This is a genomic window from Roseateles sp. GW821-FHT09H11 (assembly GCF_059415845.1).
The window spans coordinates 328,551-351,095 of sequence record NZ_JBWKOA010000001.1 but is presented as its reverse complement, the minus strand read 5'-3'; the positions used below and the strand labels follow the sequence as shown (position 1 = coordinate 351,095).

General features: G+C 70.4%; 17 protein-coding genes. 8 read left to right on the top strand and 9 right to left on the bottom strand.

What is annotated here, in order from left to right; translation table 11 throughout:
* Positions 1–10 precede the first annotated feature (10 nt).
* Positions 11–1,390 carry a sigma-54-dependent transcriptional regulator gene (locus AC07PR_RS01475; RefSeq protein ID WP_495134123.1) on the bottom strand — a complete coding sequence of 460 codons (1,380 nt, stop codon included), beginning with the start codon at positions 1,388–1,390 and terminating at the stop codon, positions 11–13.
* Positions 1,387–3,213: a sensor histidine kinase gene (locus tag AC07PR_RS01470; protein ID WP_495134122.1), complete on the bottom strand. Its 1,827-nt coding sequence runs from the start codon at positions 3,211–3,213 to the stop codon at positions 1,387–1,389. The genes AC07PR_RS01475 and AC07PR_RS01470 overlap by 4 nt, the downstream gene beginning before the upstream one ends.
* Before the next feature lie 130 nt (positions 3,214–3,343).
* Here AC07PR_RS01470 and AC07PR_RS01465 point away from each other — a divergent pair, with 130 nt between their 5' ends.
* The 4 genes from AC07PR_RS01465 to AC07PR_RS01450 all read left to right on the top strand — a co-directional run bounded on the left by AC07PR_RS01465 (position 3,344) and on the right by AC07PR_RS01450 (position 9,870).
* A complete protein-coding gene (locus tag AC07PR_RS01465) occupies positions 3,344–4,069 on the top strand; it encodes a DUF4166 domain-containing protein (protein ID WP_495134121.1) in 726 nt (241 codons plus the stop codon).
* Position 4,070: 1 nt separating this feature from the next.
* Positions 4,071–5,585: a TIGR01777 family oxidoreductase gene (locus tag AC07PR_RS01460; RefSeq protein WP_495134120.1), complete on the top strand. Its 1,515-nt coding sequence runs from the start codon at positions 4,071–4,073 to the stop codon at positions 5,583–5,585.
* 16 nt (positions 5,586–5,601) lie between these two features.
* Positions 5,602–7,368 (top strand): hypothetical protein, encoded by a 1,767-nt coding sequence (locus AC07PR_RS01455; protein WP_495134119.1) that lies wholly within the window; start codon positions 5,602–5,604, stop codon positions 7,366–7,368.
* A 213-nt stretch (positions 7,369–7,581) separates the two neighbouring features.
* The gene (locus AC07PR_RS01450; protein WP_495134118.1) at positions 7,582–9,870 is read left to right on the top strand and encodes a di-heme oxidoreductase family protein; all 2,289 of its coding nucleotides are present in this window, start codon (positions 7,582–7,584) and stop codon (positions 9,868–9,870) included.
* A gap of 26 nt (positions 9,871–9,896) precedes the next feature.
* On the opposite strand, the gene AC07PR_RS01445 is transcribed toward AC07PR_RS01450, so the two are convergent.
* The gene (locus AC07PR_RS01445; RefSeq protein ID WP_377154939.1) at positions 9,897–11,105 is read right to left on the bottom strand and encodes a PAS domain-containing sensor histidine kinase; all 1,209 of its coding nucleotides are present in this window, start codon (positions 11,103–11,105) and stop codon (positions 9,897–9,899) included.
* A gap of 57 nt (positions 11,106–11,162) precedes the next feature.
* Positions 11,163–12,806 (bottom strand): nitric oxide reductase transcriptional regulator NorR, encoded by a 1,644-nt coding sequence (norR, locus tag AC07PR_RS01440; protein ID WP_495134117.1) that lies wholly within the window; start codon positions 12,804–12,806, stop codon positions 11,163–11,165.
* 148 nt (positions 12,807–12,954) lie between these two features.
* On the opposite strand from norR, the gene hmpA reads away from it, so the two are divergent.
* A complete protein-coding gene (gene hmpA, locus AC07PR_RS01435) occupies positions 12,955–14,142 on the top strand; it encodes an NO-inducible flavohemoprotein (RefSeq protein ID WP_495134116.1) in 1,188 nt (395 codons plus the stop codon).
* Between the two features lie 141 nt (positions 14,143–14,283).
* Complete coding sequence (locus AC07PR_RS01430) at positions 14,284–15,117, top strand: enoyl-CoA hydratase-related protein (protein WP_495134115.1); 834 nt, start codon at positions 14,284–14,286, stop codon at positions 15,115–15,117.
* A 71-nt stretch (positions 15,118–15,188) separates the two neighbouring features.
* On the opposite strand, the gene AC07PR_RS01425 is transcribed toward AC07PR_RS01430, so the two are convergent.
* From AC07PR_RS01425 to AC07PR_RS01410, 4 genes are all read right to left on the bottom strand, one after another.
* Complete coding sequence (locus AC07PR_RS01425; RefSeq protein WP_297524037.1) at positions 15,189–15,464, bottom strand: HU family DNA-binding protein; 276 nt, start codon at positions 15,462–15,464, stop codon at positions 15,189–15,191.
* A 318-nt stretch (positions 15,465–15,782) separates the two neighbouring features.
* Positions 15,783–17,282 (bottom strand): PA domain-containing protein, encoded by a 1,500-nt coding sequence (locus AC07PR_RS01420; RefSeq protein ID WP_495134114.1) that lies wholly within the window; start codon positions 17,280–17,282, stop codon positions 15,783–15,785.
* 3 nt (positions 17,283–17,285) lie between these two features.
* The gene (locus AC07PR_RS01415; protein ID WP_377154933.1) at positions 17,286–17,741 is read right to left on the bottom strand and encodes a post-PEP-CTERM-1 domain-containing protein; all 456 of its coding nucleotides are present in this window, start codon (positions 17,739–17,741) and stop codon (positions 17,286–17,288) included.
* Positions 17,742–17,794: 53 nt separating this feature from the next.
* Positions 17,795–18,430, bottom strand: coding sequence for a choice-of-anchor J domain-containing protein (locus AC07PR_RS01410; protein WP_377154932.1), 636 nt, complete (start codon positions 18,428–18,430; stop codon positions 17,795–17,797).
* Between the two features lie 601 nt (positions 18,431–19,031).
* Here AC07PR_RS01410 and AC07PR_RS01405 point away from each other — a divergent pair.
* Positions 19,032–19,820, top strand: coding sequence for an alpha/beta hydrolase (locus tag AC07PR_RS01405; protein ID WP_495134113.1), 789 nt, complete (start codon positions 19,032–19,034; stop codon positions 19,818–19,820).
* A 69-nt stretch (positions 19,821–19,889) separates the two neighbouring features.
* On the top strand, positions 19,890–21,494 hold the full coding sequence (locus AC07PR_RS01400; RefSeq protein WP_495134112.1) for an HD domain-containing phosphohydrolase: 1,605 nt from the start codon (positions 19,890–19,892) through the stop codon (positions 21,492–21,494).
* Between the two features lie 6 nt (positions 21,495–21,500).
* On the opposite strand, the gene AC07PR_RS01395 is transcribed toward AC07PR_RS01400, so the two are convergent.
* The gene (locus AC07PR_RS01395; protein WP_495134111.1) at positions 21,501–22,385 is read right to left on the bottom strand and encodes an alpha/beta fold hydrolase; all 885 of its coding nucleotides are present in this window, start codon (positions 22,383–22,385) and stop codon (positions 21,501–21,503) included.
* Between the last annotated feature and the right edge of the window lie 160 nt (positions 22,386–22,545).

Below are 22,545 nucleotides of genomic sequence, written 5' to 3'. Positions count from 1 at the left end.
CCCGCCGGCGTCACTTCAGGCCCAATCTCCCGAGCTTCTTGATCAGCCCGGCCCGGGAGATCCCCAGACGACGCGCCGCCTCCGACTGGTTCCCCTCGGTCGTCTGCATCGCCTCGCTGATGAGCCGGCGCTCCAGTTCCGTCATCGCCTGGTCCAGCAGGCCGCCGCGGTCGTCCGCGTCCGGGCCCGAGGCGACCGCCGCCGTCGTTGCCGGTACCTCGCCGGCCGCCAGCGACAGCGCCTCGGCGTCGACGTCCTGTTGTCCGGGCAGCAGCAACGCGGCCGCGGCCTCGACCACCGCCTTCAACTCGCGCACGTTGCCGGGCCACTCCCGCGCGACGAGCCAGGCCATCGCGTTCGTGGCGATGCCCGCGCCGCGCTGCCGCGCGAAACTCGCCGCCAGCACCGGCACATCGCCGCGGCGCTCAGCCAGTCCTGGCGTTCTCAACACCACACCCTTGAGCCGGTAGTAGAGGTCCTCGCGGAACTCGCCCGCACGCACCATGGCCTCCAGGTCGCGATGCGTCGCCGCAACCACGCGGACTTCGCTGGTCTTCGTCACCCGCCCGCCGACCGGCATGTAGGTGCCCTCCTGCAGGAAGCGCAGCAGCTTGACCTGCATCGCCGGCGGCATCTCCCCGACCTCGTCCAGGAACAGCGTGCCACCGCGCGCGACCTCCACCAGGCCTGGCTGATCGCGGTAGGCGCCGGTGAAACTGCCCTTCATGTGACCGAAGAGCTCGCTCTCGAGCAGCTCCGCCGACAGCGCGCCGCAATGCACCGGCACGAACGGGGCGGCGGCCATCGGGCCGTGCTCGTGCAGCGCCCGCGCGACCAGTTCCTTGCCGGTCCCCGTCGGACCGAGCACCAGCACGTTGACCCGCGTCGGCGCGACGCGGCGGATCATGGCCCGCAGCGATTGCAGCGCCGTCGACTGGCCGACCAGCCCCATCGAGTCCTCGCCCTGCTGACGTCGCAGTTGCGCCAGCTCCGTGTCCAGCTTGCGCTTGCGCAGTGCGCGGTCGACGACAAAACGCAGCAGGTCCGGATCGATCGGTTTGGCCAGGAAGTCCCAGGCGCCGAGGTCCGCCGCGCGCAACGCGAGCTCGTGTTCGGCATGGCCCGTCAGCACCACGACAGGCGCGCCGCTGAAACGCGGGATCAGGGTCAGGCCTTGCTCGGGGTCCATGCTCGGCGGCATCGCCAGGTCCAGCAGCACCAGGTCCGGCTGCTCGCTCGAGAAAGTCGAGAGCGCCTCGTCGCCATCACCAGCGGTGAGGACCTCGTGGCCCAGGTTGCGCAGGAAGCCGCCGCCCAAGCGCTGGAACGCCGGCTCGTCGTCGACCAGCAGGACGCGGCCATGGATCAAGGGCGTCGAAGAGGAACTCATCGCGGCAACTCCAGCGTGAAACAGGTCGTCCAGGGGGGACGGGTCGTCAGCGACGCGCGCCCGCCGTGTGCTTCGGCAATGCGCGCGACGATCGCCAGCCCCAAGCCCGTGCCGCCCGGACTGCGCGAGGCGAAGGGCTCGAAGAGGCGTTCCCGGAGCTCCTCCGGCACGCCCGCGCCGTCGTCGCAGACGTGCAGCCGCAGCAACGCGCCGTCGGGCCCGGCGGTCGGCTCGACATCGATCTCGCAGCCCGCCGCCGACGCACCACGCGCGTTCTCGATCAGGTTGATCAGGGCCTGTTCGAGGCGCCGCGGGTCGATCGCCTCGACCCACAAGTCGTCGGGCCAGGTCGTCGACAGCCGCGCGCCGGGGTGGCGCCGGGTCAGCGCCTCGATCAGCGAACGCAGCTCGCAGCGCTCGCGCTGCAGCCGCCACGGCTTGGCGTAGTCCAGCAGGTCGCTGGTCAGATGGGCGATCCTCGCCACCTGGATGCCCACTTCCTGGCGCGTTTCCGTCGGCGCCATCGCCACGGCCATGCCGATGATGTTGAGCGGATTGCGGATGTCGTGGGCGACGGACGCGGCCAGAGCGCCCAGCTCGGCCAGCCGTGCCTGGATCTGGCGTTCGCGCTCGCGGGCCGCCGCCTGCCGCGCCTGCTCGACGCGCAAGGCCGCCTCGGCCAGTACGGTCGCGAACAGCTCCGCCGCGTGGCGCTGTCCGGGCGGCGCTGCCTCCCAGGCGGTCCAGCGCGGCGTCCAGGACAGGCCGTTGCGCCGCATCGTCAATGCAGGCCGATCGGTCGGAAGCGGCCCGATCCCGGCGCCCTCCTCCATGCCCTCCTCCACGATCACCGTCACCGGCGTGCCCAGGCGCCGGCTCAGCAGCGAAGAGGCCTCTGCGCTCAATCGCTCGAGGCTGTCCGCCGCCAGCAGCGTCTCGCGCCAGCGTCCCAAGTCCTGGGCGCTGACCTCACCGCCCGGATAGATCAGACGCTGGACGAAACGCCGCACCGGCCCGTTCAGCGCCAGGCAACCGGCCGCCACCGCCAGACCGCTGAGCCAGCGGGACTCGAACGGCAGCACCAGCGGCATCAGACCGACGATCGCGATGCCCGACGCCAGCAGCAGCGTCCACACCAGCGCCTTGCCCGCCCAGGCGTTCGCGACGAACACGCCGTAGCGCAGGATCCCGTAGACGAGCATCAGCGGGTACAGCGGGAAGGCCAGCAGCGGGAACGGATAGACCGGCCAGCCCGTCAGCGCGATGCCGTAGCCGCCCAGGCAGGCCACGCCCCACAGGCATGACGCGGTGACGGCCGCGACCTGGCCCCGCGCGGGGCCGCGGCCGTCAAGCGGCGGACGCATCAGCGTGCGCAGCAGCACGCCCACGCCGCCCAGACCCAGGACCACCCAGGACAGGCTGGTGATCACGGCGGCCGGCTCCGCGAGCGCCAGCCGGCCCACGTCCGGGTGATCGACGAAATGCGCCGGCACCAGGACCTGCGACACCAGCACGGCGACGCCGCCGACCGCGTAGGCCGCCGTGATCCAGCCGCGGCGCAACGGCGCGCGACAGAACACCACACAGAAATGGAAGAACACCGCCGAAGCCAACGGCGCCGTCGCCAGCACGTGCAGCGCGAGCGTTTCGACACCGGGGCCGAACCAGTTCGGCAACTCATTGCCCGTGATCCAGACCGCAATCGCGACCAGGAAGGCCGCCAGCAGTCGACCGCCGGCCACCCGGTCCGCCCAGGCCATCAGCACGCCCGCCAGCAGCAGCGTCTCGGCCAGTGCCAGCCCCATCGTCACCCGCAGCAGCATGTGTATACGTCGTAGACAGTCGACAGGGCGGCAACTGTATACGACGAACACACTTCGTCCTTCGACGTTCAATGGAATCAACGACTTAGTGGCCACTTCGAGGTGGCCCGATTCTCGCGATAGAGGGGTCATGAACGCCCTCTTCCACGCTCTTCCCCGACTGCGGTCACTACTGCTGCAGGCGCAGCGCGCCGCCGGCCCGGCAGCGCCAGTCCCCATCCCGGCATCCGCATCGTCCACGGCATCGCTGCACGCGCCGCTGGACCTCTCCGCGCTGATGGGCGCCGATGCCTGGTCACGGCTGCCGGCAGCCGTGCAGCGCCGCTTCGGCACGCACGCGGTGGCAGTCCGCTACGTCGGCCGGATGGACCTGCACTGCTCGCCGCTGGGCCGCGTGCTGGCCTGGCTCGCCTGGCCCCTGCGCGGACCGCTGATGCCCGTTCGCGCCAACGACGTGCCGGTCGAAGTCACCGTCGCGCCCGACGGCCTCGGTGGCGTCGTCTGGTCCCGCCAGCTGGGGCGGCGAGTCGTCCAGTCCGTCAAGCGCGCGCATCCCGCCGGCCCCGGCGTGCTCGAACGGACGCGCGGCGGTCTGGCCATGGCGCTGGACGTCCTCGAGGACAACGGCGCCCTGGTCTTCCAGAGCCGCCACTACCTCTGGTGCCTCGGACCGGTCCGCCTGCGCCTGCCGGCGCTGCTCAGCCCGGGCCAGTGCCGCGTCGAACACCGCGACCTCGGCGCGGGCCGCTTTCGCTTCACCCTGACCATGACCCACGCCCGCTGGGGCCAGACCTTTCAACAGACCGGCGTCTTCATCGATCCCATCGATGCCATCGACCCGGTCCAGGAGTCCTGACATGCACTTCCTCGATGCCGTCCTCATCGTCCAGGCGCTGCTCGGCGCGTTCGACAACCTCTGGCACCACGAATGGGCCGCACGGCTGCCGCAGCAGCGCGGCGCCCGACGGGAGCTCGCGCTGCACGCCGGCCGCGAGGCGCTCTACGGCGCCCTCTTCCTCGGCCTGGCCTGGTGGTCGTGGCACGGCGCGCTCGCCCTGGCGGTCGCCGCGGTGCTGGGCGTGGAAGTGGTCATCACGTTGACCGACTTCCTGGAAGAAGACCGCACGCGCCAGTTGCCGCCCTTCGAGCGTTGGCTGCACACGGTGCTGACGGTCAGCTACGGGCTGTTCCTCGGATTGATGGGGCCGCGCCTGCTCGAGTGGTGGCAGCAGCCGACCGGACTGGAACCCGCGGGGCGCGGCGTGGCGTCGTGGCTCTTCACGGTCATGGCCGTCGGCGTGTGGGCATGGAGCGTGCGCAACGTGCTGGCCGTCCGACGGCTGGGCCGCGAGACGGCGGCCTTGCGTGACCAGCCGGCACCGCCACTGGCGCGTCATGCGTCGGCAGTGCTGGTGACCGGCGCGACCGGATTCGTGGGCCAGGCGCTGGTGCGGCGACTGCGCGCGCAAGGCCGGCGGCTGATCGTGCTGACGCGGGATCCGAAGCAGGCGAGGCAGCAGTTCGGCGCGGACATCGCGGTCATCGGCTCGCTCGACGACATCGCCGCCGAGACCCGCATCGAGGCCATCGTCCACCTCGCCGGCGCCCGGGTGCTGGGACGTCCCTGGACGCGCGCCCGTCGCCGCGAGCTGCTGGAAAGCCGCACCCGCCTGACCGAACAGCTCCATCGATTGGCGCGCCGCCTGGAACGTCCGCCCGCGGTGCTGGTGGCGGCCTCGGCGGTCGGCTACTACGGTGTGCCGGAGGCGGGCTTGACGTGCGATGAACAGTCGCCGGCACAGCCGGGCGTCTTCCAGTCCGACCTCTGCGCCGCCGTCGAGCACGAGGCGATGCGGATGGAAGCGCTGGGCGTGCGCGTCGTACGTCTGCGCTTCGGCGTGATCCTCGGCCGCGAGGATGGCGCCTATCCGATGCAGGCGCTGTCGGCCCGGTTCGGCCTGGGCGCGCGCCTGGGCGACGGTCGTCAGCCGATGCCTTGGATCCATCTCGACGACGCGGTCGGTCTGATCGGCTGGGCGCTGCGACGCGCGGACGTGCGCGGCGCCGTCAACGCGGTGGCGCCGGATGGGTGTTCGCAGGCGACGTTCTCGACCGCTCTCGCCGGCTCCTTCGGGCGCCGGGTCTGGATGCGGATGCCGGCGGCGCCGCTGCGGCGGCTCGCGGGCGAGATGGCGACCCTGCTGCTGGACGGTCAACGCGTCGTTCCGCGTGTCGCCCTGGCAGGCGGCTACGTCTACCGCTTCGCGCTGCTGGAACCGACGTTGCGCGATCTGGCTTCGCATCCTCAGGCACGTGTTCGGACGTGGCACTCCGACAAGGGACGTCCTGCCGACGATATCGCCCTGATGTAACGGCACTCAAGGCGTCATGAGCAGCACCATTCCCACCGCGCGCGCGATCAGCGTCCCTCCCCCGTCGGCCGAGACGCTGTCGGGCCCGCAGACGCCGACGCTTCCCGTGATGCCGGCCGTCGATCCGCAGCTCAAGCCCTCGAGCGAGCACATCGTCCCCGAGGGGCTGTCCTCGCGTCGTTCCTCCGTGGATGCGGCGAAGAGCGACGGCGGCGCCGACGCCGCGCCGCTCCGCTCCCGGCCGTCCTCTGCGCCGCGCCAGTCGGCGCCGAAGGTCCTCAGCCGGACGTCGTCCACGAACAGCACCGGCGGCGCCGGGCGGTTGCCGGATCCGCAGGGCAGCGGCGAACACATCCCCATGACGCCGCTGACCCCCAACCTCAACGGCAACAGCAGCTCGGTGTCCAGCGACGCGCAACGGCCGGCCGGCGGCGCGCCTTCCATCGCCGAGCAGCGCCGCTCCGTGGCCACCGAGACCGAACACTCGGCCGCGCTCCCGCGCCACGACGCGCATGACGAGATCTCCCAGCTCACGCGCAGCATGCCGGGCTCTTTCGATCCCCTGCCCCGCACGGCGCCGGATCGCGGCCCCCGCGCGCCCGGCGGGCTCGCGTCGCTGCACGCGGCCACCGTGCCGAGCCCGCGCGACGTCAACCCGCGCATCGACATCGACTCGCTCGCGCAGAAGCTGCCCGACGACATCACCGGTTGCGTCGCCTACATGCTCAGCGCAATGCGCAAGAGCCCCGACGACATCCCCGCGCTCGAGCGCCTGGCCACGCAGCAGGCCGCGGTGCTGGAATCGCGCGGCATCCACACCCGCGACGATCTCGTCTCCGTGCTCAAGCAGGTGCAGTGGCGCGACCAGGGTACGGCCATGATGCATGGCATGGCCTCGGCCAGCGGCTTCAACCTCGGGACGATTCCGGCGAACCTGAAGCTCGCCGACCTGACCCTGGCCGGTCTGATGAAGGCGATGCCCACCCTGCCGGTCGCCGTGCCGGCGCTGATCACCGGCGCGGTGATGGGCTTCGCGCTGTCGATGCTGGATGTCGCCTCCGGCGCCGCCGCGGGCAAGACCTTCCAGGACGCCTACTTCACCCGCCCGCCGGGCGAGCAGTTGCCCGAACCCATCGCCAGCGCAAACCCGCCGACCAAGGCCAGCCTGGCCGCGGACAACTCGATCGCCGCAGGCCTCAGCTACGGGGCCGCGCGCAACGGCCTCGTGCGCATTCCGGCGATGCTCAATTACGAACTCAAGGGTCAGCCGAAGCAGCGCGCCGCCATGGACGGGATCCTCGATCCGGCCTTCGGCATGCCGGTGGGCGGCGGCGGCATGCGGGTCATCAAGAACGACTTCGACGTCAGCGCCGGCCGCGCGGGCTTCCAGCATTTCCTGGCGCGCGACGATCTCGGCGCCTGCCTCGACCATCTGCAGAAGCCGGCGGCGGAGCAGATCTTCAGTGCCGCCGCGCGCGTCGGCGCCCACGTGAAGAACCTCAAGGACACCTTCCCCGAGGCGCTCGGCGATGTCTTCGCGAGCAAGGTCGGCTGGACCTCCCACGCCATCCTCAGCGCCGGATTCGGCGGCCTCACGGCCATGGTGGCCAGCCTGCCGACGACGCTCATGCAGCAGCACGGCCTCAGCGAGAAGGACGCCAACATCACCACGCAGATGCTGAAGTACGTGGTGCTGCAGGCGCTCTATCACGTGTGGGGCGGCGCGCTCGGCGCGGTCGGAGGCCCCAGGGCGCCGGACCCGGCGGCGCTCTCCCATGCCTGAAGCACCCATCAACTGCTCATGGGCCGCCCATGAGCTGCCCATGAGCCGCGCATGAGCCGCGCATGACGGCGCATCAATTCGACACACATTAAAACTTGCCGACCGGCAAAACAAACGTGGACACTCCTGCCGCCTGCCCCTCCCCAGGAGGGACATCACCAATCACACCCACAGGCACAGACACAGGCACGGACACGGGAGGGAGTCACCACGATGGGCAAGGCATTCGTCCGCGCCCTCCTGGGCAGCGCGCTGCTGGCCGCCTGCGGCGGCGATGGCGGCCACGGGCCGCATGACGGCGGCCTCCAGATCGCCTCGGACACCGCGCCGGGCGACACCACGACCACGACGCCCTTCCTCGCGCCCGCCGACGGCGCGCACCTGGCGCCGCTGTTCGCGCCGCAGTCGCCGATCGAGACGCTGCAGTTCACGCTGCCCGACGGCACGTTGATCACGCGCTTCGGCAACCGCGGCGTGGGCCACCACGCCCGCGAGCGCGGCGAGGAGTGGAACGAGATCGGCCAAGGCCCCAACGAGACCGTCGATGCGTCGGGCGCCCCCGTCGACAAGGGTCAGGGGGCCTACCTGAGCTTCGTGCCGAACTCCTTCAGGAATCGCACCTGGGGCATGGAGATCATCGACAACAGCCGCGTGACCGGCATCGCCAGGCCCTCGCTGAAGGTCAACACCTACAACCCCACGGTGGACTTCCTGCCGGGCGGCACCGCGTTCTTCCGCGCCTTCGACCGCGTCGGCGTGACCGGCTACGGGTGGATGGACAACGGCGAACTGCTCGACACGACGGGCTCGGTCTGCACGCCGGTGGACTATCCGGCCAACGGTCAGCCCGGCACCGACCATTGCACGGTCGTGATCAGGGACTACCCCGGACACGCGGGCCTGGGCGCCGACGGCTTCCCCGACGGCACGCGCGTGGACGCACGGCCGCTGAAGGTCGGCGACCCGATCGAGATGGCGCCGTCGATGTTCACGACGACGGCGTCGATGCAGGCCAGGGGCGACAACGGCGGTACCCGCTACTACGCCAACGAGTGGGTCTACGTCGTCGGTCAAGGCCTGACCCCGTGGTACGGCGTGGCACCGCGCCTGAACAGCGCGCCGCTGCCGGCCTCCACGCTGTCGGGCGGCCTCGGGTCCGTCTCGTACAACTATTCGGACGAAGGCTTCCGGATGTTCCAGCAGCCGGCCAACAACATCGGCATGCAGAACATGCAGCGATTCGTCGAAGGTCGCCGCACGGCCCACAGCAGCTTCATGACGGGGGCGCACATCGAGCCCGGCAACGAACCGATGGCCGCCATCGCCGGCCTGGCGGGGCCGCACGTCAACGCCACGACCTGCGTTCAGTGCCACGTCAACAACGGCCGCGGTCCGGCGCCGTCCACGCTGCACCAGCGCCTGGACCGGATGGCCTTCCGCGTGGCCATGAAGGACGCCGGCGGCGCCCTCCGTCCCGACCCGCTCTACGGCGCGTCGATCCAGATGAACGCCATGTCGTCCTCCGGCACGCCGGAGGAAGGGGGTTATGTCGTCCGGGTCGTGGGCTTCGAGACCCGCGGCGTCACGCTGGCGGACGGCACCCAGGTCGAGCTGCGCAAGCCGAGATTCAGGTTCGACGGCCCGATGCCGCAGCTGTGGTCGGCGCGCGCCGCTCAAGCGCTGATCGGCGTCGGCCTGCTGGAAGCGGTGCCTGAAGCGGACATCCTGGCTCGCGTGCGATCAGCCCCTGATCAGGACGGTGTGCTCGGCAAGGCCAACTTCAGCTTCGATCCGGAAACCGGCGCGACGCGTCTGGGCCGCTTCGGCTGGAAGGCGTCCAAGGCCAGCGTCCGTCACCAGGTGGCCCATGCGCTGCTGAACGAGATGTCGGTGACCTCGCCGGTGTATCCGAACCGCAGTTGCACGACCGACCCGGTGGGTTGTCGCACGGCGCCCGCGCAGAAGGGCATCCAGGAAGCGGACCTGAGCGCGCTGACGCAGTACCTGCAGCTGCTGTCGGTGCCGGCTCAACGGAGCCTCCCGAGCGGATTCCCGAAGGGCGTGGCGCCGACGCAAGAGCATCGCGTGGACGCGGTCCAGGTGGCCAATGGCCGCAAGGTGTTCGACGCGCTACGTTGCGCGGCCTGCCACACGCCGGAGATGAAGACGGGCAGGAACCATCCGTTCGCGGAACTGCGCGACCAGACGATCCATCCCTTCACCGACCTGCTGCTGCACGACATGGGTCCGGCCCTGGCGGACAACCTGCCCGAAGGCCAGGCGCAAGGCGCGATGTGGCGCACCCCGGCCCTGTGGGGCATCGGCTACACCGCGAAGATCGCGCCGTCGCAGCCGGTCGGTTATCTGCATGACGGCCGCGCCCGCACGCTGACCGAAGCCATCCTGTGGCACGGCGGCGAAGGCGAGAAGTCGCGTCAGCGCTTCGAGCAGCTGTCCAAGGCGGATCGCGACGCGCTGCTGGCCTGGCTGACATCGTTATAGGCGCCGGACCTGGGCGAGACCTGAAGTCACGCGTGATGCTGGGGCCGCTCGCCACCGCGCAACGGCAGCCGGACCGTCACCGAGCTCCCCTGCCCGGTCCCCGCGCTGCTCGCGACGGCGATGCCGCCGTGCAGTTCCGCGATGCTGCGCACCAGGGCCAACCCGACGCCCAGCCCGCCCTGCACACCCTGCGCGCCGTGCACCCCATGCCCGCGCGCGTGGTCCTCGCCTTGCGAGAACGGCTCGAAGGCGTGGCTCAGCGTGTCCTCGGTCATGCCGATGCCGTTGTCCGACACGGTCAGCACGGCAACGTCCTCCTCGCGGCGCAGGCTCAGGTCGATGCGCCCGCCCGCCGGCGTGAACTTGATCGAGTTGTTGAGCAGGTTGGACACCAGCTGGATCAGCCGCGTGCGGTCGCCGTTCAGGCGCATCGGCTCGCCGGGCAGCGTCGCGTGGAGCAGATGCCCGCGTGCGTCCGCCGCCGGCCGCATGCCTTCGACGGCTTCATCGACGACGACGCCGAGCTCCAGCGGCTGGACGCTCAAGCGCACCTTGCCGGTCGTGACGCGGCTGACGTCGAGCAGATCCTCGACCAGCCGGTTGATCTGACGCACCTGCTTGTTGGCGACCGACAGGCACCACTCGCCGCGCGGACTGAGCGCCTCGCGGCCCATGATCGACAGCACGTTCATGATGGGCGCGAGCGGGTTGCGGATCTCGTGCGAGAGCATCGCGATGAACTCGGTCATCCGCCGGCTTTCGTCGACGAGTTCGACCATGCGCAGACGTTCGGCCTCCTGCTGCATGCGGGCCGTGAGATCGCGGGTGACCTTGGCATAACCGAGCAGCTCGCCGTCCGGATTCATGATCGCGGTGATCACCACGTTGGCCCAGAAGGTCGAGCCGTCCTTGCGCACGCGCCAGCCTTCATCCTCGAAGTGGCCATGCGCGCGGGCCAGCTTGAGTTCCTCCGCGGGCCAGCCGCGGTCGATGTCCGGGGGCGTGTAGAAGATCGAGAAGTGGCGGCCGATGACCTCGTCGGCCGCGTAAGCCTTGATGCGCTGCGCGCCGGCATTCCAGGTGGCGATGCGGCCCGCGGGCGTCAGCAGGAAGATGGCGTAGTCGAGCACGCCTTCGACCAGGCGGCGGTAGACCGCGTCACCGGCCTGCTGCAGACGCCTGACGTCGTCGGCCTCGCCGGGTATCTGATCGTCCTCTCGCCTGTCAGCCGTCATGTCGTCCCTTGTCCGTCCCACTGTACCGTGAGTCCTGACCGCCCCGGGCGGACGACGCTATCGCGACGGCGCGTGCACGCCGAGCCGTTTCAGCAGTCTCAGGAAGTTGCTCCGATCCATGCCGGCGTCCCGCGCCGCGGCGGCCATGGCACCGTCGTGACGTCGCAGCGCGTCCTCGATCCATTGGCGCTGGAAGCGGTCCGTCGCCTCGCGCAGCCCGGGACCGGCAGCGATTACCGGCTGCGTGGCGGCAGTCTCTGCCAGGGGCATACCGGATGCCTCCCCGACCCCGGCGCCGGGAGCAGGAATGACCGATCCGACGCCGACGCCGGGATTCGGTCCCAGGCCCTGGCCCGGGCCTGGGCCTGGAGCGAGGCTCAATCCGAGATGCTCCGGCTCGATCGCGATCCATCGCCCGCCTCGCCCGGCCCCTGTGGCCGACGACAAGGCGCGCAGCGCCGCGCGGCTGATGAGGTGCTCCAGCTCGCGCACGTTGCCCGGCCAGTCGTAGGCCAGCAGCGCCTGCGAGGCCGCCGGCGACAGGCGCAGGTTGCGCGCGCCGAGGCGATGCTGGTTCTCCTCCAGGAAGCCGCCGGCGAGCGCCAGCACGTCGCGGCCGCGCTCGCGCAGCGGCGGCACGCGCAGCGGGTAGACCGACAGCCGGTGATACAGATCGGCGCGGAAGCGGCCCCGCGCGACTTCCTCGCGCAGGTCGCGGTTGGTCGCCGCGATCACGCGGACGTCGACCTTCTGCACCCGATCGCTGCCGGGCCGCTGCACGTCGCCGCTCTGCAGCACGCGCAGCAGCTTGGCCTGCACCGGCAGCGGCAGTTCGCCGACCTCGTCCAGCAGCAGCGTGCCGCCGTCGGCCAGCTCGAACTTGCCGCTGCGATCCGCGACCGCGCCGGTGAATGCGCCGCGCTTGTGGCCGAAGAGCTCGCTGTCCGCCAGCGTCTCCGGCAGCGCCGCGCAGTTGATCTGCACCAGCGGTCGATCGCGCCGCGGCGAGCGCGCATGCAGCCGCTCCGCGACCAGTTCCTTGCCGACACCGGTCTCGCCGAGGATCAGCACGGTGAGGTCGGAGCCGGCGACGGTGTCGATCTCCTCGCGCAGCCGGACCATCGCGGCGCTGCGGCCGAGCAGCTCGCGCGATCCGCCGCGTGACGCGGCGCGGGCCAGGGCCTGTTCCTGCTCGGCGCGACGCGCCATCTCGGCGATGGTTTCCTCGGCGACGACGCCGGCCTCGAGCAATCGCACGATGCCTTGCAGGCGGCCGTCGTCGACGCCGTCGAACGCGTGGGGATCCAGCGCATCCAGCGTGACGAGGCCCCAGATCCGTCCGTCGACGCGCAAGGGCGCGCCCATGCAGTCGTGCACGGCCTCGAGCTCCTGTTGGTGTTCCAGCAGCCCGTCGTAGGGATCGGGCAGACCGGCATCCGACGGGAAGCGCAGGCCGTGGCCGCTCTCCAGCAGGCGCGCCAGACGCGGATGCGCCGCGGCCGGAAAGCGCCGGCCGAGGGCCTCTTCCGCCAGTCCGTCGACGGCCACGGGCTGCAGCACCGGAGCGCCCTCGTCGGGCAGCAGCCGCAGCAGCGCGGCGGCGTCGCATCGAACGAGGCCGCGCACGGCGGCGAGCAGCTGGCGGTAGCGGGAATCTGGAGTCACTTCGACCTGCGTGTTGTCAATCGGACATGGGTGCATCTTCGGTCATTTCGACATTGATTTGACATCAGGGTCATTTGTCCCTTTTCATATCAACGGGTTATGGATGATTTTGAAAGTCGAATCGCGCTGGCATGGATCGTGAGTAGAGGAAGCCATCCTCAACGAATCCGGAGTAGAGAAGCTCATGTTCAAGCCCCAGACCATCGCCCTGATCCAGGCCACGGTGCCGCTGCTGAAGTCGCGCGGCGAGGACATCACGCGGCACTTCTACCGCGTGATGCTGACCGACCATCCTGAGCTGAAGGCCTTCTTCAACGAAGCGCACCAGGCCGAGGGCACGCAGGCGCGCGCGCTGGCCGGCGCGGTGCTGGCCTACGCGAGCCACATCGACCGCGTGCACGAACTCGCCCCTGCCCTGCCCCGCATCATCCAGAAGCACGTGGCGCTGGGCGTGCAGCCCGCGCACTACCCGATCGTCGGTCAATGCCTGCTGGGCGCGATCCGCGAGGTGCTGGGCGCGGACGTCGCCACCGACGAGATCATCGACGCGTGGGCCGAGGCCTACGGCGCCCTGGCGCAACTGCTGATCGACGCCGAGGAGCAGGTCTACGCCGCCACGGCCGCGCTGCCGGGCGGTTGGCGCGGACAGCGCGAGATGGTCGTGGCGCGCAAGGAACGCGAGAGCGAGCTGATCACCTCGTTCTACCTGGAGCCGGTCGACGGCCAGCCGCTGCCGCCTTTCCACCCTGGGCAATACCTGACCCTGGTGCTGACCATCGACGGCAGGACGGTGCGGCGGAACTACTCGCTGTCGGACGCGCCGGGCAAGCCCTGGTACCGCGTCAGCATCAAGCGCGAGGACGGCGGGCTGGTGTCCAACTGGATGCATGACACGGCCGAGGTCGGCACCCGCCTCTCCGTGCAGGCGCCGGCGGGCGAGTTCACGCTCGACGCCGCGGCCACGCGACCGCTGGTGCTGGTCACGGGCGGCGTGGGCATCACGCCGGCGATGGCGATGCTGGAATCGGCCGCGGCCAGCGGGCGGCCGATCCGCTTCATCCATGCGGCGCGTCACGGCGGCGTGCATGCGTTCCGGGAGCGCGTGGACGTGCTCGCCGCCGCGCACGAGAACGTCGAGGCGCTCTACGTCTACGACGCGCCGCGCGACGGCGACGAGCCCCACGAGGTCGGCTACGTCACCGATGCGCTGCTCGCGCGCCACCTGCCCGAGGATCGCGACGTCGACCTGTACCTGCTCGGCCCGAAGCCGTTCATGCAGGCGGTGTACCGCGCGGGACGCTCGCTGGGCGTGCCGACGGGGCAGCTCCGCTACGAGTTCTTCGGCCCGGCGGAGGAGCTGGTCGGCGCTTGAGAGCGCTCTCCAATCGGCATCGGGCGTCGCGTGCTTGACGCGGCGTCCGGTGGTCTCCCGCTAGCATGGTCCGATCCCCGGCCCGCTTCACCACGAAGACCGGGACGCCGGGAACGATCGGAACGACAACAGGAGACTCGAATGGACTGCCTCACCCTGACCGAAGACGCCGGCGTCGGCCACCTGGTGCTGAACCGGCCCGATGCGATGAACACGATGTCGCCGCAGCTGTGGCGCGAGCTGGAGGCGGTGCTCGAGCAGTTGCATCGCAGCCCGACGCTGCGGGCGCTGGTGATCTCGTCGACGGGCAAGCACTTCAGCGCGGGGATGTCGCTGGAGGTCTTCCAGAACGGCGGCATCCAGCTCGACGACCGCAGCGCCGAAGGCCGCGCGGCGATCGTCGATCTGCTGGCGGACATGCAACGGGCGTTCAACCAGCTCGACGACCTGCGCGTGCCGACGATCGCGGCAATCCACGGTGGCTGCATCGGCGGCGCGGTGGACCTCGTGGCGGCGTGCGACATCCGCTATGCGGAGACCGGCGCGTTCTTCTGCATCCAGGAGATCAACATCGGCATGGTCGCGGACCTGGGCACGCTGCAACGGCTGCCGAAGCTGGTGCCGCTGGGTGTGGTCAAGGAACTGGCCTACACGGGCCGCCGGATGCCCGCGGCGCGGGCGCAGGCGGTGGGCCTGGTGAACGACGTCTTCGCGACGCAGGCGGAATGCGTCGAAGCCGCGCTGCAATGCGCGCGCGAGATCGCCCAGAAGCCGCCCGTCGCGATCTGGGGCAGCAAGCAGGCGATCCACTACGCCCGCGATCACGGCGTCAAGGACAGCCTCCAGCAGATGGGCTGGCTGCAGGCGGCGATCTGGCAGAACAGCAACCTGATGGAGGCGTTCGCGGCCGCTCAGGCAAAAAGGCCGACGGCGTTTCCGGATCTGGCGGCGCTGAAGTTCTTCCGCGAGGGCTGAACCGGAAACGACAACGCCCGCCCTGCTTTCGCAGGAGCGGGCGCCGCCTGAGTGACAAGAAGCCGGGAGGCTTACTTGTTCACCGCGTCCTTCAGCGCCTTGCCGGCGGTGAACTTCGCGACCTTCGAGGCCGGGATGTCCAGCGCTTCGCCGGTGGCGGGGTTCTTGCCGGTGCGCGCGGCACGGTCGCTCACCTTGAAGGTGCCGAAGCCCACCAGGGCGATCTGGTCGCCAGCGGCCAGCGCTTCGGTGATGGTTTCCAGGGTCGCGTCCAGGGCGGTCGCAGCCACGGCACGGGTCACGCCAGCCTTGGTGGCGATGCCTTCGATCAGTTCACTCTTGTTCATCAATGCTTCCAGTAAAAAACCAGGGTCCGGCTAGCCGGGGCCGGCGATTATCAGTCAGTCCTGACCACCCGCCTGTTTGAAGACGCAACCAGCCGCCCCCTTCACCCCGCTCAAACGTCCGCATGGCGGATTTCATCGCCCGTTTGAGCGACATCTCCGCGCCTGCTGACGACCTTCGAGCGAATCGAAGCCCACTTCGGGCGGCCACTTGCAAGAAAAAAGCCTGGCGCTCGCGCACCAGGCTTTCGAGGGGGATCCTACCGCGCCGGCCACCCACTCAACGGTCGGTGGCCGGTCCGGCGTCAGGACAAGGGCAGATTACCAGCCCAGATCCTTCAGCAGCGGCTTGGTCAGGTCCTTCGGCGGCACCAGGATCAGGCCCAGGTCGGGGCTGATGTTCGGCTCCATCAGCAGGTTCGGCGAGGCCGACACATCCCAGTGCGACACGGACGAGCCCGAGGCGATCGGGTTCGGCGTGTACAGCAGCGGGCGACCCAGCACGTCAGCGCCGGCACGCTTGCTCGGATCGGTGGACAACGACGAGGTCGCCAGGCCCGGCTTGCCGCGGGTACCGTACGGCACCGACGCGATGATCGCCGCGCGCAGCTTGACGCCGTCGGCCTGCGACACGCTGACCGTCGGGATGACCACCGTCGGGTCCGCACCGCCCAGGCCCGGGGCCGCACCGGCCGCGTTGTTGGCGATGATCACGCCGATCGCGCCTGCGTTCTGCGCGTTCTTGGCCTTGACCGCGAAGCCGCAGGTGCCGCGATCGATGATCGCCACCTTGCCCACCACCGCCGTGGTGTCGGCCGGGCTGAACGGGAGGCAACCCGCGCCGTTGACCGGATCCGCCGGCACCGTCGCCAGCGCGCCCAGCGTCAGACCGCTGCTCACCGCCGGACCGAAGGAGGCCGTGCCATACGCATACTGACCGGACTGGCCCGGCGCCGAGGACGCGACCTTCAGCACCGGCGTCGCCGACAGCATGCCGGCGCCTGCCAGCACGTTGGGACCGGTCCACGCCAGACCCAGCGGGTTGACCGCCGACACACGGCGCTCGGCGCTGGTCATCGTCAGCCAGCTCTTGCCCGCCGTGTTGTCATACATGTACTGCTCCCAGACGCTGGGCAGTCCACCGTTGGCGACGTAGGCGGTGCCGTCCGCATTCAGGCGGTAGCCGACCGCGGACGCCACCGAGCCGGTGTAGACCGTCAGCACCGAGAAGCCCAGGCCGTGGCCCAGTTCATGCAGCAGCGTTTCGACGAAGTTCACGCCGGTGCCGAAGTTGCCGTCCAGCCCCAGGTAGAACGGCGAGCCGTCCAGGCAACCCGTCTTGCCGAGGTTGATGTTGAACTGGGTCTTGATGTCGACGTTGTCGTAGCCGGAAGGGCCGGGAGGCTGATCCGCGCTCAGGTTCTCGCCGGCCAGCTTGTTGGCCAGCGCCTGCGGGTACCAGGTGCCGGGCGTGCCGCCGGGGAAGTCGTGCCAGATGTTCCAGGCGCCGGCGCTGCCCAGCACCGCCTGCGACGAGGTGCAGGTCAGCGCTTCCCAGCCGGCGTTCACCGTGATCGTGACGTCGCTGTCGAGCGCCTTTTCCCACACGTCCGCCACGTAGCGGTAGACGTACATGCGCTGCTCGCCCAACGTGGTCTTGGGGTTGCCGCCGACGGGCGCGACCGGCGTGGTGTCGTTGAAGCCGACGCCCGCGGGGTCACGGCTCTGGATGACGATGGTGGCGGCCTGCGCGACGCCGGCGCCGCACAGCGCGGCCAGCAGGGCCGTGCGAAGGACGGTCTTCTTGAAGGATGTCTGCATGGCTTACTCCGTGGGCAGGGCCGACTTGGCGACCGCGCCGCCGTTCTTCATGAAGGCCTCGGCCTCCTCCTTGCTGGCGAAGCAGGCTTCGATGAGCTTGCCGTCGGCGCCGCGCACCATGACGGACTGGCTCACCATGTCGTCGGTCAGGCGGACACCGACAGCGCCGCTGCGATGCTGCTTGAGCAGCGGCGTCATCGCGGCCGCGCGCGAGGCGACGCGCGCCCGGGCGTTGGCGTTGGCGGGCAGCGCCTTGAGGGCGTTGTGCTCCTCGGGGGTCGCCGGACGCAGGCGGCCGGTATCGGCGTCGCGCACGATGACGATCTGATTGGTGTCGGCAGCCGCGATGGCGGCCGCGTCGGCCACGGGCAGCGATGCCGGAGCGGCGGCTTCGTGAGCCTGCGCCGCCAGCGGCAGGGCCGCGGCGATCGCCAGGCCCAGGGAAATGCGGGTGATCATGGTCGTTGTCCTTGCGGAGATGACTCGGAGGTTCCGATGACTCGAAACGCGGCTCAAGACTGTGCGCGGCGGCGGCGCGCGGCCACCAGGCCCAGCAGGCTCACGCCGGCCAGCGCCCAGGTCGACGGCTCGGGCACGTTGACGCTGACGTTGTCGACGCCGACGTAGTTCGCGCTGTCCGCGTCACCGAAATACTGGATCGCGAAGCGCGAGGTGGAACCGGCGCCCTGACCCGCCAGCAGGAAGCTGTACTGGGTCCATGCGCCCGCCACCGTCACCGTCGCCTGCGGCACGAAGCTGCTGAAGACGCCCGCGGCATTCACCAGGCCGTAGGTCAGCTGGTCGAAGAAGCCGGGCTGGATGTCGCCGCGCGCCCAGAAGGACACTTCCAGGTTCTCGGCGGTCGAGAACACGGGGCTGACCAGCCAGCTCGACAACGTGCCGCCGGCGGGCGCGTTGTTGTAGTTGGAGCTGATGTAGGAATTGGCCGCACCGCTCAGCGCGGTGAAGATCTGTTGATCGCCCTGCACCCACGGCTGGGTCGTTCCGCCCGGCGTGCCCTGGTTGGAAATGATCCAGCCTGGGAGTGCGGTGACGTCGTCGAAGCCCTCGTTGATGAGGGTGGGCCCCGCGTGGGCCGCGGCCGCGGCGCCGACGAGCGCCAGGGCCAGACAGGTCTTCTTGAACATTGCTGCGTCCTTTTCAGGATGAAGGTGGGATGTCCACCTGGACTTGGACGACGGCGCACCGTGATGCGGGGCGCCGTCTTGACTGCTGATGGCCGGCGGGAGGACGACCTTCGGGCGTGTCGATTCTGTGACTCTTGTCACGGAGAGCACGAGGGGGTCGGGCCGCGTTTCCCCCTTGGTGTGGGGGTGGTTCTTTCCCTAAGGGATCACCCTTTGGAGGCAGGCGGCGCGAGGGGGGCGGGGTCAGGACTTGCCAGGAGGCGCCACCGCGGCGGGACGCAAACGCCGCGCAAACGCATCCGCATTGGGGATGCGGGGAGGCATGGCCCGCGCGCGCCGGTCGCTCGACGGTGGCGAGCTCCGCCCACGCAGGGCGATGTGCGCTTAACGCCACGACGACATCGCCCGCGGGGAGTGTGGCGGCCTCAGCGTAAACACCGATGGGCAAGGCGGCGTGCTGTCCCTTGCCGTGTCACAGGGTCGACCGCCTCCGGCGTTCCGGCGGTCGGGCCCTCGGACATTCGTCCGATACCGGTGCGGGGCGTCAATCGCGACAGTAGAGCCCTGTCCCGACACCCTCCCAACCACCAGGAGCCAGACCATGAACATCACCCGCCGCCTCATCGCCACCGCCGTTGCCGCCAGCGCCTTCGCCGCCTCGGCCGGACTGTCGACCGCCGCATTGGCCGCCACGCCGGCAGCCTCGGCCCAGCCCTCGGTCGTCATCGTCCACGGTGCCTTCGCCGACGGCTCCGACTGGGCCAAGGTCATCCCGCTGCTGCAGCGCGAAGGCGTGCAGGTCACCGCGGTGCAGAACCCGCTGAGTTCGCTGGCCGACGACGTCGCCGCCGCGCGCCGTGCGATCGATGCCCAGCCGGGCAAGGTCGTGCTGGTCGGCCACTCGTGGGGCGGCACGGTGATCACCGAAGCCGGCACCTCGGACAAGGTCTCCTCGCTGGTCTACGTGGCCGCATTCGCACCCAACGTCGGCCAGAACACGGCGGAACAGGGCAAGGGCTTCCCGACGCCGTCCGGCTCGGCCCACTTCAAGGCCGACGCGCAAGGCTGGCTCAGCCTGACTGCCGAAGGCATGAAGAACCATTTCGCGCAGGACCTGCCCGCCGCGACGACCGCCGTGATGACGGCGACGCAAGGCCCGATCCAGGCCAAGGCCTTCGAGCAGACGGTGTCCGCCGCGGCGTGGAAGACCAAGCCCTCGTACTACCTGCTGGCCACCGCCGACCACATGATCGCGCCCGAGGCGCAGGCCGCGATGGCGCAGCGCGCCGGCGCGAAGGTGACGAAGGTCGACAGCTCGCACGTGCCGCAGCAGTCCCAGCCGGAAGCGGTCGCCAAGGTCATCCTGGACGCGGTCCGGCAATCCCGGTAAGGTCCGCGCCGACCGCGGGCACCCATGGCGCGGTGCCCGCGGCGCGCTCGACCTTGCCCCTGGGACGCCGTGACCGACTCTTCCTCCCCGCTCCTTCCGATCCCCTCGACTTCCTCCGCGCCCTCCGCCACGACGGCGGGCCCGGCGGCCTCGCGCGTACCGGTGCTCGACGCCGTGCGCGCGCTCGCATTCGTGGGCGACCTCAGCATGGGCCAGCCGGTCGACCATTCGACGCGGACGGCGTGGCTCGCCGCGCGCATCGCCGCGGCGGCCCGCGCCGAGGGCCTCGCGCTCGGTCGCGATGCCGACGAGGCGCCCGGCCACGCCGCCTGCGTGGCGCTGCTGCGATGGTCCGGCTGCACGGCCAACGCGCCGGAGTTCTCGGTGCTGATGGGCGACGACGTCGGCGGGCGCGACGCGATGCTCTCCAACGGATCGGCCGAAGCAGCGTCGGCGCTGGCCGGCACGCTCGGCGAGGCGGCGCTCATCCACTGCGAGGTCGCGGGCGAGATCGCCCGGCTGCTGGGTCTGCCCGCCAACATAGAGCGCGCGATGCGCCATCTCTTCGAGACCTGGAACGGTCACGGCAAACCTGCCGGACTGCGCGGCGACGAGATCCCGGCCGTCGTCTTCCATGTGGCGCTGGCGGGGGATCTGGAGATCTTCTCGCGCGTGCACGGCGTGTCCGCGGCCCTGCGCTACATCGGCGAGCGCTCGGAGGCGAAGTATCCGAAAGCGCTGGTGGACCTGGTGACGAGGAACGCGCAGGCGTGGATGGTTGCGTTGGAGGCCGGCGCGCATGAAGGCGGGGCGCAGGGAAGCAGCACACAGGAAAGCGGGCATGGCAGCGCCCCGCGCCACGAGGCCGCTGACCTGGATGCCGCGCTGGCCGCCCTCGACACACCGCTCGAACTGGTCGCGGACGTCATCGACCTCAAGCTGCCGTGGATGACCGGCCTGTCACGCCGCGTGGCCGATGCAGCCCGCGAGGCGGGCGCGGTGCTCGGCTTCGACGCCGCGGCGCAGGAGCGGCTCCATCGCGCGGGGCTGCTGCACGGCATCGGCCGCGCGTCGGTGCCGAACGCGATCTGGAGCGAAGGCCGCCGGCTCGGCGAGGCCGACCGCGAGAAGCTTCGCCTGATGCCGTACTGGACCGGACGTGCAGCGCGGCGCCTGACCGCGCTGCACGCCGAAGCGGAGCTCGCGTCCTATGTCGACGAACGCATGGATGGCTCCGGTGCGTTCCGCAGCGCGGCAGGCGCCGCGATTCCGATGCCCGCCCGGGTGCTGGCCGCGGCGGCCGCGTGGGTGACCGTGCGGACACCACGCCCCGGAGCGCCGGCCCTCGACACCGACGCGGCTCGCGTCGCCATGGGCAAGGAAGTGGCCGCCGGACGCCTCGACCCGCAAGCGGCCGACGCCGTCTGCGGCGCGGAACGGCGCCGCATTGCCGCACCGCCCTCCTCGCCCGGAGCGATCACGCTCTCCGCGCGCGAGACCGAGGTGCTCGGCCGCATCGCCATCGGCGAAAGCAACAAGGAAGCGGCGAAGGTGCTGGGCATCAGCCCGGCGACCGTGCGGACGCATCTGGAAAGCGCGTTTCGCAAGCTCGAATGCAGCACGCGGGCCGCGGCGACGTTGAAGGCGATGACGATGGGGTTGCTGACGGTGTGAGACCGCCTACCTGCCGTCGTTCGGGCGTCGGCCGCTGGACCATGGGGCCCCGGCCGCAAGGGCCGGAACCCCAAGGACCACCGTCCCCAACCAGTCGCTGACTTCGTTGATCACTTCGGCGGGCTTGTCCTTGTGCGGCGAGTGGCCGCAGGCGGGAATCTCGAAGAGACGCGTCTGGGGGACTTCGCGCGCGATGCCGCGGATCTGCTCGAGCGTGCCGTACTCGTCGTCGACGCCCTGCATCGCGAGCACCGGACAGGGGATCGCGCGGATCTCCTCGACGATCGACCAGTCGCGGAAGGCGGCGCTCAGCCACGTGCCGCTCCATCCGCCGAACGGCGAATCCGGATCGTCGTGGAAGCGCGCCAGGCGCTCCCGCAACGGACCGGCCTGGTAGACCTCGACGGTCTTGCGGATGCCGTCGAGAGACAGATCCTCGACGACGATGTGCGGCGCGGCAACGACTGCCCCCGCCGTCGGCAGCTTCGCCGCATGCAGCAGCGCGATCGAGCCGCCGTCGCTGTGCCCGAACAGCCAGGGCGGCGACGTCACGCCCAATGCCGCAAGCACGGCGGGCAGCACCTCATGCGCCTGGCGATGCAGGTAGTCGACGCCCCAGCGATCGTCCGGCGCGCGCATCGTCGAGCGCCCGTAGCCGGGCCTCGAGTACACGAGGCCGCGCATGCCGATCGCCGCGCACAGGCGCGCCGGAAAGTCCCGCCACATGGCGATCGAGCCCAGGCCCTCGTGCAGGAAGACCATCACCGGCGCGGCGCTTGCTGAGGCATCGGCCGCGTCGTCGACCCCGCCATTCACCCAGGTGTATTCGATGTCGGTGGCCCTGCCGCGCCATTCGATACGAAGGCGCGGCGTCGAAGTCGTGCTGTTCATGGGCACGCATCTTAGGCAAGGTCAGCGCAGACGCGCCGCGCCGGACGCCACCGCCTTGGCCGTGGCCGTGGCCGTGGCGGGCTGGCCCAAAAAAGAAAAGGCCCCGGTCGTGAGACCGGGGCCGAAAGTTCGTCCGCCTGCAGAGGGAAAAGGCGGACCA

Coding starts and splice junctions, on each gene's coding strand:
- AC07PR_RS01475 (WP_495134123.1), bottom strand. CDS start 1,390: ATGAGTTCCTCTTCGACGCCCTTGATCCATGGCCGCGTCCTGCTGGTC.
- AC07PR_RS01470 (WP_495134122.1), bottom strand. CDS start 3,213: ATGCTGCTGCGGGTGACGATGGGGCTGGCACTGGCCGAGACGCTGCTG.
- AC07PR_RS01465 (WP_495134121.1), top strand. CDS start 3,344: ATGAACGCCCTCTTCCACGCTCTTCCCCGACTGCGGTCACTACTGCTG.
- AC07PR_RS01460 (WP_495134120.1), top strand. CDS start 4,071: ATGCACTTCCTCGATGCCGTCCTCATCGTCCAGGCGCTGCTCGGCGCG.
- AC07PR_RS01455 (WP_495134119.1), top strand. CDS start 5,602: ATGAGCAGCACCATTCCCACCGCGCGCGCGATCAGCGTCCCTCCCCCG.
- AC07PR_RS01450 (WP_495134118.1), top strand. CDS start 7,582: ATGGGCAAGGCATTCGTCCGCGCCCTCCTGGGCAGCGCGCTGCTGGCC.
- AC07PR_RS01445 (WP_377154939.1), bottom strand. CDS start 11,105: ATGACGGCTGACAGGCGAGAGGACGATCAGATACCCGGCGAGGCCGAC.
- norR (WP_495134117.1), bottom strand. CDS start 12,806: ATGCACCCATGTCCGATTGACAACACGCAGGTCGAAGTGACTCCAGAT.
- hmpA (WP_495134116.1), top strand. CDS start 12,955: ATGTTCAAGCCCCAGACCATCGCCCTGATCCAGGCCACGGTGCCGCTG.
- AC07PR_RS01430 (WP_495134115.1), top strand. CDS start 14,284: ATGGACTGCCTCACCCTGACCGAAGACGCCGGCGTCGGCCACCTGGTG.
- AC07PR_RS01425 (WP_297524037.1), bottom strand. CDS start 15,464: ATGAACAAGAGTGAACTGATCGAAGGCATCGCCACCAAGGCTGGCGTG.
- AC07PR_RS01420 (WP_495134114.1), bottom strand. CDS start 17,282: ATGCAGACATCCTTCAAGAAGACCGTCCTTCGCACGGCCCTGCTGGCC.
- AC07PR_RS01415 (WP_377154933.1), bottom strand. CDS start 17,741: ATGATCACCCGCATTTCCCTGGGCCTGGCGATCGCCGCGGCCCTGCCG.
- AC07PR_RS01410 (WP_377154932.1), bottom strand. CDS start 18,430: ATGTTCAAGAAGACCTGTCTGGCCCTGGCGCTCGTCGGCGCCGCGGCC.
- AC07PR_RS01405 (WP_495134113.1), top strand. CDS start 19,032: ATGAACATCACCCGCCGCCTCATCGCCACCGCCGTTGCCGCCAGCGCC.
- AC07PR_RS01395 (WP_495134111.1), bottom strand. CDS start 22,385: ATGAACAGCACGACTTCGACGCCGCGCCTTCGTATCGAATGGCGCGGC.